The organism is Lysinibacillus sp. fkY74-1 (assembly GCF_053165895.1).
The window spans coordinates 2,408,903-2,420,536 of the sequence record NZ_CP170173.1; the positions used below are offsets into that span (position 1 = coordinate 2,408,903).

The window sequence follows — 11,634 nt, forward strand, 5'->3', positions numbered from 1 at the left end:
CAGATAACCTGATCTTTGCTTAACTCCTTTTATCTCTCGTTATCTCGATATAGATTCCTTCACCTCCTGACGCAATAGTTTGGTAGCAGCCACCATATTAGCTAAAGCCGCTATTGTTTCTGGCTCTTTCCTTGTTTTTAAGCCACAGTCCGGATTAATCCAAAATTGATGTTTGTCTAAAACTTGTAAACTATCTCTCATGATGGCTAACATTTCTCCCTCACTCGGCACACGTGGACTATGAATATCGTATACACCTAATCCAATCCCTTTTGTATAAGGATGCACTTGAAGTGAAGAAATAAGCTCTCCATGGCTTCGTGATGTTTCAATAGAAATCACATCAGCATCTAGCGCACTAATGGGTTCTATGAAATCGTTAAATTCGCAGTAACACATATGTGTATGAATTTGTGTTGTATCTTTTACACTCGAGGTAGCAAGTTTGAAGGCATTGATTGCCCAGTCTAGGTAAGCCCCCCAATTTTCTTTACGAAGAGGTAGCCCTTCTCTTAGTGCTGGTTCATCCACTTGAATAATGGAGATACCTGCCGTTTCTAGTGCTTTCACTTCCTTACAAAGTGCTAAAGCAATTTGATAGGCCACATCTTTCCGAGAAATATCATCACGTACAAAGGACCAATTTAAAATGGTCACTGGCCCTGTCAGCATCCCTTTGACAAAGCGCTTCGTTAAGCTTTGGGCATACGCTGACTCTTTCACGGTAATGGATGAAGTCCATTCAACATCTCCATAAATAATCGGAGGCTTCACACAGCGAGAACCATACGAAACCACCCATGCTTTTTCAGTAAAGGCAAAGCCCGTCAGTTTTTCACCGAAATACTCGACCATGTCTGTCCGTTCAAATTCTCCATGAACCAGTACATCTATATCCATATCCTCCTGCAAGTGAATCCAGCGCTTTGTTTCCAGTTCAATAAATGCTTCATAGTCTGTATTCGATATTTGTTTCTTTCGCCAAGCATTCCGATTTCTCTTCACCTCATCAGATTGAGGAAAGCTACCGATTGTTGTTGTAGGGAATAGTGGTAAGGCTAACGCCTGCTGCTGTAATTTTTGACGTTGACTAAAATCACTATGTCGCTCAAAATCCTTTGTGGAGACGGATTGAACGGCTTGCTGGATCATCTTATTTTGACGAATCGGATGATTTTTTAGTGCTTCAATGGCTTTCATACTTTCTGAGAAATTATGACGTCGAGTTCCGTTTTGACCCTTTCTATATTTAGTTAGCTCAGTAATCTCTTCGATTTTTTCATCGGCAAACGCCAGTGCTTGTTTGAGAACAGGGTCCAACTTCTTTTCAAATGAAGTAGATATTGGTACATGTTGCAGGTTACTTGAAGGTTGAATCCACAATTCCTTAGCATCACTTAGTTTTTCAATTGCTTGAATCATGGCATTCGCTTCCGCTAGGTTTGAACGCCATATATCACGACCATTGACCACCCCAATGGCTAAAACTTTATCTGGAGGGAAACCATATTGTCGAAGTGACTCCATATTCCCTTTATAGCCATGTACAAAATCTAAGCCAAATCCTTGTACAGGCAGTGTAATTAATGTTTCATAGGAGCATAATGCTTCAAAGTATGTTTGTAGCATTAGTTTTGCTGCTGGAACTGTCATCATCAATTGAGCATAGATTTCTTGAACTAGCTTCAGTTCTGCTGAGTCAAGTGTCGTCACTAAAGAAGGCTCCTCTATTTGAATCCATTCGGCACCTGCATCTACTAATTCTTGAATAATCTGGGCATAGAGAGGTATTAAGGCTAATAAGTATTCGACCTGCGTTAATTTATTGTAGCCCTTAGTGAGCTTATAAAATGTATAGGGGCCAATAAGTGTCGGCTTCGCCATAATACCGAACGCTTCCTTTGCCTCTAAAAAGTCTGCTAATACCTTATTTTCTGTTAGCTGCAACGGTTGTCCTTCATACTCAGGAACAATGTAGTGATAGTTGGTATTAAACCATTTGGTCATTTCACTAGCTACTGCTGAATGATTTCCTCTCGCTACACTGTAGTAGGTATGTAAATCTACCCTTCCACCTTGCCAGTTAAAGCGCTTCGGTACTAAGCCGAACATTAAGGCAGTATCCAACATTCTATCGTACAATGTGAAATCTCCTACTGTCACCACATCTATGCCGAGTTGTAGCTGCTTTTCAATTCTTGATAAACGAATACTTTTTAGTGTAGCCTGAAAATCCTCTTCCGTTAGTTCTTGACGCCAAAATGCTTCTAATGCCTTCTTCCATTCGCGATCATCTCCGATATATGGGTAGCCAATGAGTGTACTAGTATAAGTCATCTTTCATCTCCCTTTCATCAAAAAAATTTACTTCTAGCTTGCTCTACAAATTTGGTTATCCACATGCTAGTTTCGTTGCCCTATATGAAAACCAGTGGGCTTCACTTTGCAATATTAGCATGATAAAAAGCCATTCTCCTTTTTGGAAAATGGCTGCATAGTAAAATTATTAATACAAAAACAATACGAAAAAAAAAGAACTTCCGTATACATCATCTGTTTTCGCACAGTGCCTATTGGTCACTATTCACCACCTATTTCCACGTAGGTATTTGGTGTGTACTAGAAATTGGCAGGTCTCCTGTACGAAAGACTTCAATGAGTAGAGTAGACATTCTTTTTTTGTTTCTGGTTAATATTGTAATATGTAGTTTACTATTTGTAAAGATAAAAAAGACCACCCAATTAAGGATGGTCCGAGTATTGATTATTTACATGCGGGATTATCTGGTTCAACTGGTGTAGCATCATCTATCTTAACTGAACTCTTAAGACTCTCTTGATTTGCATATCTAAATTCTAACTTATAATTTTCCCCAATTTTTGGTGTTTGCCATTGGCTTGCACTGTAATACACATTAGAATAGAAAGAGTACTGCTTAGAACCGTCCAACGATTCAAAGTTGAACATACCGTTATTCATTCCAATGAATTTTACATTATCATAATTAATAGATAGTTCTGGTTGGAATGGGTCTACTATCACATCTACCAAAGATTCATTCTTGTTTTTAGAGTAGTCTTGAATAATTAGATACTCTTTACCATCAACCATCTCTGGGATGTCTACTGAATTAATATAGATTGTTCTACCTTGAACAACATCTTCTCTGACAAGCTCGCGAAAGGCTAGTATGCTATTATCCCCTGTTGCTTGAATTTGCGCTTGTGTATCTTTATGGTCGTAGTACATTGTTGCATAAGTTAAAGTTCTACCAGACTGCACATACTCTTCTAGAATATCATTATATTTTGCATCTTCTGGTTTATAGTCATTAAAAGGATAGATAGATTTTGCTTCTGCATCCTCTGAACTATAACTTCCTGCAATAAATCCACCTGTTGTTGCTACTCCAATTGCTAATACGCTTGCTAATACTTTGCCTTTGATATTCATAAATAAATCCACCTTTTCTGTATGCATTTTCCTTACAAGTAATATCTTAGCATTGATTTAATTGAGGATTCAAATGTATATTGAAGTCAATTTTTAATATAAAAAAAGGCTACCACAAATTAATGTGATAACCCTTAGTTGTTACTTCATTTCGATTGATAAGATTTCTTGAGCTGTAGCATCTTTGTATGTGATTACATATGTGTAACCGTATACCAGTTGAACACCATGTTTAGCTAACTCTACTTCTGTTACAATTACTGGAGCTGTAGAAGTTAAGAACAATTCGTCTTCAAAGTATACTGCATCCAATGTAACTGGCTCAGCCGCTTGAGCTGTTGCCACTCCTGTGAATAATCCAAGCGCTAAGATACCTGCTAATAATAGTTTTTTCATGATAATGTACCATCCTTTTCTTTTTTTGTTTTGGTTATATTTTTCTTATTGACTACATATTACAGTCGACTTCATTTAAAAGTCAAATGTTTTACTTCAACTTTTTTGTCAAATATTGTTCGAAGCGTTTTAGCATAGTTGCCATCTGTTCACGAGTCAAGTCATTCTGTGGGTTTGAACCATCTGTAATGCCGTTTGCTGTAAGCCATTCCCAATCGACATCGTGTGACTTTCCTGCTTTACGTGTAGCTTCTTTATCTTGCTTGCTACGTAACGCTGACTTTAAATCTTCAATCTCTTTCTTCAATTCATTGTACTGTGACATTGTAAGCTCTCCTTCTTTCCCTAGTGGTGTGTATGAATCCAGTGTGATATTTTTCATAGGGTCAATTGCATTAGGCTGACCGGTCATCCATAGTCCATTATGAATCTCAAAATGTAAATGCACTGCTGTAGATGAACCTGTCATACCCATGATTCCTATTTGCTCACCTTGCTTAACACGCTGACCAACCTTTACCATAATCTTATCTAGGTGTGCATAGTTAGTTTCGTATGTCTTACCATTGATAGTATGTCTAATCATAACTAGTTGACCGTATGTGCTTAAAGTTTGTGCTCGTGATACTACACCTTTTGCTGATGCATAGACAGGAACTTTCTTACCTGCTACTGGAGACGCTAGGTCGACACCTTGATGCCAATAGCGACCTGTGTTAGTGAATGGGTCTGGTCTCCATCCGAACTTACAAGTCAACCTAGCTCCCTCTACAGGACAATTAAACCTTGCCATCTGTATCATCTTCTTTCTTCACATCATCTACCATCTTCTTAGCTTCGTCATAAGTTGTTCCTTTTGCAAAGAAGAATATAATTACTGCCATGATGATAGACTGAATGAACTCAACTTGTAACACGCCTGTAAATGACAATACTAGAAATGTTATTGTTACCAATACAGCTATGATGTTTCTAATCTCTAGTAACTTCGATAGCTGTTCTTGTAGCTTGCGCTTCATGTAAACCACTCCTTATGACCTTATTTGTTTACTTTATCTTCCAATGTTTTTAATCTTTCGTCATGCTGTTCTAGTTTTAGATTCTGTTTCTCGATTGCTACAGTGTGCTCAAATACTTTCTCACGAGTTTCTTTCTGGTCTATTTTGACCTCTTCTAGATGCTCATTGAGACGGTCAACACTATGATTAAGATTGATTAACGTATTGTCTACACCGTTCATAATTTTCCAGACACCGATTAAGCCGCCCCCAACAGCCGCAAGGATGCCTACTATTAAAGCTATTAATTCAACGATTCCCATTTTTTAGACACCAAAAAACCACTCGTAAGATTAGTACGAATGGTTCATTCCTTTTCTTATTTATCTTCTGCTTGAGTGCCATCAATAGGGAAGACACCAATTACGATATGTTTATTTACTACCATTCCACCAAAGTTAATGAATGTAGTTGTCTTGTCATTTAGCTTAGCTGTAACTTCATCCATGTTTAGTGTGTCACTAGTTAGGTTAAAGTTCATATTGTTGTTAAGTTGTAATAAGTAATGCATATTTATTATCTCCGTTTCATTTGTTATTTTATGCTCCGCTTACTCTGTCTGCACGAGCCAATACTGTTCCTGCTGAGTTTCGTACATAGATAAATCTATTATCATAGTCTACATAAGTTCCATTTGCTGTACCTGCATCTTTTGCATATCTTGCGCTTGCAACTTCTCCGCTTACATTACTTCCTGATATGTGATTAGTAGGATGAAGCTTCTGCGTATCCTACTCTAATGTTACTGCCATTAACAGACGACTGATTCTGGAAGTCTATTGTACCGTTTAGATATACATAACCACCAAAAGAGTTGATAGCAATACCATTACCACCTGCTGTGATATTACCAACTGCGCCATTAAAATACAGAGAGTTACCAATGTGTATATCCTTATGAGTGTTAATGTCTACAGAGTTCAATGTCCCAGTTGTGATAGTTCCTAAATCACCAGTGATGTCAGATAATACAGTTACAGCACCTCTTAAATAGATATGTTTACCTTCTATTTGAACAGTTGTAGATGTCATATTAATGCGAGAAGCAATCTCGTTACCATTGTAATCCACTTCTTTTACTCGTAAGTCAATCTCTCTGGAGTTGAGATTAATAGAGGCTTCATGACGTGTAATGTCTCCCTCATTTTGCGCTACTCGTAAAGTCAAACTGTCTGCATCAAGTTTTATTTGAGAGATGCTATCTCCAATACGCTCTACTTCAAACTCAATCTTGTCATTAGTCTGTTCAAACTTAGAACGTGTTATCTTCTTCTGCTCGTCTATCTCAACCTTTTGTGAGATTAAGATGTCTGTTGTTGACTTAGGTAGAGAGTTACCTAGAACCACTTTGACCGTCTTCAATTGACCATTTACGAACCCTTTAGACTGAGCTAGGATACGAGTTTGTATTTCAATATCAAGCGGTTCATAGATAAGCCATACCGTCTCGCCTAACTCATTGTCTAAGAGTTCAATAGAATCTAATTCAAATGTAACCTCTGGCTCATCTTGTAGTGAGTCTGCTAGATGCTGAGTGAGTGATGCATAGTTAGTAAACCTATCATCATGGATAGGGTCTGCTTCACGCTTACCAAACTTAGCTACGTTAGGTGACTCATAGTATACGTATAACTGGCTACCGTCTGCATTTGGTGCTCCGTATCCTTTGACTGCTGTCTTAAGCTTAGTTGTGTCTACGTCCTTGCTGAGAGCTTGTACGTTGTGTCCATATCTATATTGGAAATCATGGTCTCTACCAATCTTCTTGGAGAAGTGGACATGATTGTTCTTTCTAATCTCAAACTCACATTCGAATACTTGACATAGAGCGTTAGTTAGAGCTACTAAATTGTTCTCTCCAAAGTTCTCTATCATCCTTGATTCATTAAAGTCTGTAGAAGTAGTCCATCCAGAACCTAAGAAGATGAATGCTAGGAACTCGTTAAACGTTCTCGTGCCGCCATATATATCGTCTTTCCTCTGGTCTACTAAATCAAAGTATGTAGACAGAGCTGTTACTTGTTTACCTTGTCTAGTTTCTTTCATCTGCTTGACTCTGAAATCAAAATCATCTACAGTGATAATAGATTCTTCTAATAGCAATGAGTGTCCAATATTCTTGCTATCATTAACAGAGTTAAAGGAGATGCTGAAATCTCCCTTAACTTCTTGCTCCATTTCGAAACTAGATAGATATACTAATGGTTCTGACTGTCCATTGTTTGTTACGTATATCATCTAATCTTCCTTTCTTATTTTAGCTTCTGATTATACCTGCATCATTCACTCGCTCTGGCGTTGTCCCCGATGGCTGTGTGCTAGATTTACCTATTGTTGATGCAGTGTTGGCTACCAATCCAATACTATTACCACTACCGCTATTGTTTACTGAGAAGACAGTAGCGCCATAGTTTGCTTGGATTCCCATACCTCTGTTTGAAATATTACAATTATTTATATAGAGAATACTTGAAGTTGTAACTGCACCATTTTGACCTGTAGCTCCTGCATCAAAATTACAATTGCTCACATTGACAAGTTGACTATGTTGAATTGAAATACCTGTTACACCTGCACTATTAAAGTGCATACCAATTATATCAACTCTCATAGAACAACCTACCATTTGAATGCCTCGCACTTTAAACTTAGGAGCATCTGTGATAACAGAACCACCTTGAATTGTTAAAGTACCTGAGCCTGTGAATCCATTAATTTGAACCCACTCATCATAAGTTCCATCAAGTACTCTAACATTTAATGGATAGTTACTGTATCTTGGTAGAGAGTTTATAGCACCTTGAATTGTTTTGAATGCTTTACCTCCATTATTCCATTCTCCTGTTAAATCATTACCAAGAGGAGAGACAGTTACACTTATTGCTGATGCCGTTTCTGTTATTGCACTCTTGGCTTTATCAAATGCTGATTTCTGCATAGGTAGAGTCCATGCTGATGTATATACATCGTCTCTGTGGACAATCTCGTAGCTCTCTAGGATTTCTTTTGCTTTCCCATTTGCTGTGAATAGTTCTATCTCTATGTTAATAGCACTTCGTTGTTTGATTTTAATAAAAGAGATATACGGTCTTCTATTTATTGGTGCAGGGTCAGTTACTCCAACTGAACCATTACTATAAAACTGCTGTGCAAACTTATCAGATATATTAACTACTCCGTTATCAGAGTTTGCTACCCAAGGAGCTGTTTCTGAATTAATGCTTCGTACTGTTGTAATGGATTTATAACTACCTGTATCGAAGCCTCCTGCTCTCTTTGGTATAGTAGCTCTAACTGTAAATTCTCCTTCGACTTCCATTCGTTCGTGATTGAATACAATATATAGAACCTCTGGTAAATCGCTACCAGTCCAACCATCGAATGGCTCAAGTCTTAAGATAGCGTGATTAGGATTGATTACTTGTACTCCATAAGGCTTTACTACACTATTAATCTTCTCGTCTAGTACTACACCTTGCTCTGCTGAAAGAGCTTTATCAGCTCCTCCAGTAGTAAGGTCATTTACAATCTCAGTAGTAGACTCGGACATTTTTAACTTAAGAGAATCTGATAAGTTCTCATAAGAAATATTTCCAGTCATTACTTACCATTCCCTTCTAGTTGTTTCTTCAACTCTTCGATTTCTTTTAACTTCTGCTCAAGTAGTTCTTGAGGTGTCAACTCTTTCTTAAGAGCTTCTACGATTGGTTTTCTAGTCCTTGGATTAATACTGACTAGTCTTTCATCATCATACTTAATAGAACCCATAGGCAGGTCTATATATTCAATGCGACCTATAATGTCTTCATGTTGAATAGGCGTATTGGAATAAGTAATCTCTCCAGTTTGCCACAGTATACGTCCAGAAGTAGTGTCGAAGAATACTCTATTTTCTCGTGTGAACATTTAATCATTTCCTTTCTAGTAGCCGTATGCTTCCCAATTGAAATTTAAGTTTGCTTGAACTGGCAATCTAACAACGAATTGTGTTGGTGTATCTGTAAATACTTTTGCTCTCATGTTGTATGATTGTATATTATTTGCAGAGCCATTGTGCATAGATGTTTTAGCCGTGTTAGAAGCGATTGAGTCGCTTTCACGGTTGAACACAGTAGAGTAATAAATATCTCCTGCGGTTGCATAAACAAAGATTCTTTTAGGAGTAAAAGGTATATCCAGTAATATGTTTGCAAAGCTTGCCACTCCTACTGCTGATGAACTTGCATAGGCGAAGTTCTCTGGAGAAGCAACATAAGTTACACCGCTTGCATATTTCGTTCCTGATGGTATTGCATTAATATTATTTGCCATTTGATCAAATGTAGCATCCGAAGCAGTTTGAACTCCTTTACCAGTAATGGCAGATGCTACTTTCGCTTTACCATTACTTACAGATGTGAAAAGCCCTTGTAGAGATGGAGACCATGGAGACCACGTTCCTGCATAGTAGTGTCTTACTTTATAGTCTGGAACTGCTTGGTTATACGTTGTAGCGTGTTGCATTCTATATCCACTCTCGCTCCAGAAAGTATTCTCAACATACCAATAACCTGCTGAGCCATTGCTTTGTGCGTTTGCGTGAGTTGTTAGAAATGAACCTGTAGTAGTTATATTAGGGTCTGTATCAATCTCTCGGACATGTAAGTCACGTTTATTATTCCAGAAATCTCTATCTGCTTGACTAATGATTCCACTTGTTTGGTTTCTCCAAGGGTATCCACCTGCTGTTGGACTTCCTAAATCTACTGACGCACAAGTTGCACCGTTCACAGCATCGAATAATGATTTACCTTCTCCTAAGTAACCATCTACTTCAAGCTTAATCATGAATGGCATAGAGCCTAGTGGAGCTTTCAATACTGGCATAGTTAACTCTGTACCAACAAATAAAGGCTTTCTAATGTTATAAGTTTTAGCGAATGATTCTGTGATAGACTCGATTAAGAAGTCTGCTTGCTTAACTCCACCACGGTCTGTATAGTTAGCAACTTGATAAATTACAGTAGCTCCACCATGGGACTCTTGATTACCCCAGAACGTTGTGTAAGTTGCTTTGATAATCCCAGAAAACTGTGAGCCAAACTCAATAACGATATTGAGATTTTCTACGTTAGTAGTACCATGCCATCCACCGCCAATTCCATCAATGTAAAGAGTCTTGGAAACAGAGCGAGAGCCTAAGTTGATTACATTGGCATCGTTGAACTTACCTTTCTGCCATGCATCTTTAGCTTGACTAGCTTCATTGATAGCATCCTTAACTTCGTTAGATAGTTTAGACATGCCTACTGAGCCGTCAACTAGTGCTGTACCACTGATAAGTCCCATGATGTCTGGAACGTTCTTGAAGATTACAATATCAATGTTATTGTCTGCAATCTCTGACTCTGGAGAATCAAAGCTTAACTTGTAACCAGTTCCCACAGAACCAGTAATTGTGTATGACTCTGGACGTAGGTATACAGTGTTGAAGTAAACCATTACGCTATCTGTGCTCATATCCAGTTGGTCATTAGGAATAGTCCAGTTCTTTTGATTCTTAGCAGTAGTCTTAAGCTTAAGTGGAACAGTTACAAACTTACCACCAGAACCAGTGCCGCCACCTTTAGACCAAGTTGAGTCTGAGATGATACCATTAGAGTCAGAACGAATTACACGAGTGTTAACAACACCTGTTGTAATATCTGTTGCTCTGTATAGTTTAGTTGTCACTGCACCATCAACATCTACTACCACTTCACCAATGTATTCTGTCTGTTCTGGTAAGAAGTCTTGACCGTTAGAAGTAACATGTTTTAATCCAGAAATGCTAGCATCTCTAAACTCTTCCTCTATTACTGTATCTAAGTCATTAGTTGCGTAGCCTTGAGAAGTAAACTTGTTTTCTGCTAATGCAATAAGACCATCTGTCTCAGCTTTCGTGTAAGTGTCAAGTAATCCTGTGTCGATTTGAACGTTACCATTTGCATCTGGTGATACACCATTTACAGTTGATACTGCACCAGTACCGTCTACTCCTCGCTGAGCCAATAGAATCCAGTTAGCATCTGTAACTGTTGGTGGCTTATTTGTATTGTTGTTTACTTTTGATTGGAATGTAGAACCGTTACGAGTTACTACGTTGTTCTTTGCATAAGTTTTAGTTGATACCCATTCTTCTGCTGTACCCCAACCTTTGATAGCATCTGCCGCGGCATTAGCATTAGCAGTAGCCGCTTTAGATAAAGCAATCTCAGTTTGAATCTGAGTCTTAAGAGTTTGTAAATCACTATTTAATTGAGTTGAAGTTGCGATAAGAGTATTCATCTCATCAATCTTTAATTGAGATGTATTGTTTAGTCCTTGAGTAGTAAGGATAAGATTATTCATCTCTGTAATCTTATTTAGGGCTTTGTTTGTAGCTTCTTCTGCTTCTTGTTTAGCTTTAAGTGCATCTAGTGCGGCTGTCTTAGCGTTATCTGTAGCAATCTCAGATTGAGCGATAGCATCGTTAGCTCGTGCTGTTACATCTTCTGCATCTTCTGTAGCCTTGATAGCATTCTCTGTAGCAATACGGATAGCTTCTAAAATTTCGTTAACCTCTTTACCACCTGCTAGAACGTTAATTTGATATTGTATTTCTGTAAGACCGCCAATGATTCTACTCCAGTTCTCGTTAATCTTATTACGTTCTTCACGAGTAATTGGATTGCCTGTAGTGTTTAATAAAATTGTCAAAGTTGTTAC

The 11,634-nt window shown here is 38.0% G+C and carries 11 protein-coding genes; all 11 read right to left on the reverse strand.

Features of this window, described 5'->3' with window-relative positions:
* Nucleotides 1-39 precede the first annotated feature (39 nt).
* The 11 genes from metE to ACE1MS_RS11710 all read right to left on the reverse strand — a co-directional run bounded on the left by metE (nt 40) and on the right by ACE1MS_RS11710 (nt 11,625).
* A complete protein-coding gene (gene metE, locus ACE1MS_RS11660; protein ID WP_036163729.1) occupies nt 40-2,337 on the reverse strand; it encodes a 5-methyltetrahydropteroyltriglutamate--homocysteine S-methyltransferase in 2,298 nt (765 codons plus the stop codon).
* 427 nt (nt 2,338-2,764) lie between these two features.
* Nucleotides 2,765-3,454, reverse strand: coding sequence for a hypothetical protein (locus tag ACE1MS_RS11665; protein ID WP_447402312.1), 690 nt, complete (start codon nt 3,452-3,454; stop codon nt 2,765-2,767).
* Between the two features lie 141 nt (nt 3,455-3,595).
* Entirely contained in the window at nt 3,596-3,850 is a 255-nt protein-coding gene (locus tag ACE1MS_RS11670) for a hypothetical protein (RefSeq protein ID WP_447402313.1), read from the reverse strand.
* Nucleotides 3,851-3,941: 91 nt separating this feature from the next.
* On the reverse strand, nt 3,942-4,643 hold the full coding sequence (locus ACE1MS_RS11675) for a M23 family metallopeptidase (protein ID WP_447402314.1): 702 nt from the start codon (nt 4,641-4,643) through the stop codon (nt 3,942-3,944).
* Entirely contained in the window at nt 4,630-4,869 is a 240-nt protein-coding gene (locus tag ACE1MS_RS11680; protein WP_447402315.1) for a hypothetical protein, read from the reverse strand. The genes ACE1MS_RS11675 and ACE1MS_RS11680 overlap by 14 nt, the downstream gene beginning before the upstream one ends.
* Before the next feature lie 20 nt (nt 4,870-4,889).
* Complete coding sequence (locus tag ACE1MS_RS11685) at nt 4,890-5,171, reverse strand: hypothetical protein (RefSeq protein ID WP_447402316.1); 282 nt, start codon at nt 5,169-5,171, stop codon at nt 4,890-4,892.
* A 56-nt stretch (nt 5,172-5,227) separates the two neighbouring features.
* Nucleotides 5,228-5,419, reverse strand: a complete 192-nt coding sequence (locus tag ACE1MS_RS11690) for a hypothetical protein (RefSeq protein WP_447402317.1) — start codon at nt 5,417-5,419, stop codon at nt 5,228-5,230.
* A 194-nt stretch (nt 5,420-5,613) separates the two neighbouring features.
* Nucleotides 5,614-7,146 (reverse strand): phage tail spike protein, encoded by a 1,533-nt coding sequence (locus tag ACE1MS_RS11695; RefSeq protein WP_447402318.1) that lies wholly within the window; start codon nt 7,144-7,146, stop codon nt 5,614-5,616.
* Between the two features lie 19 nt (nt 7,147-7,165).
* Complete coding sequence (locus tag ACE1MS_RS11700) at nt 7,166-8,509, reverse strand: hypothetical protein (protein ID WP_447402319.1); 1,344 nt, start codon at nt 8,507-8,509, stop codon at nt 7,166-7,168.
* Entirely contained in the window at nt 8,509-8,814 is a 306-nt protein-coding gene (locus tag ACE1MS_RS11705) for a hypothetical protein (protein WP_447402320.1), read from the reverse strand. Before ACE1MS_RS11705 ends, ACE1MS_RS11700 begins: the two co-directional genes overlap by 1 nt.
* 15 nt (nt 8,815-8,829) lie before the next feature.
* A complete protein-coding gene (locus tag ACE1MS_RS11710) occupies nt 8,830-11,625 on the reverse strand; it encodes a pyocin knob domain-containing protein (RefSeq protein ID WP_447402321.1) in 2,796 nt (931 codons plus the stop codon).
* Between the last annotated feature and the right edge of the window lie 9 nt (nt 11,626-11,634).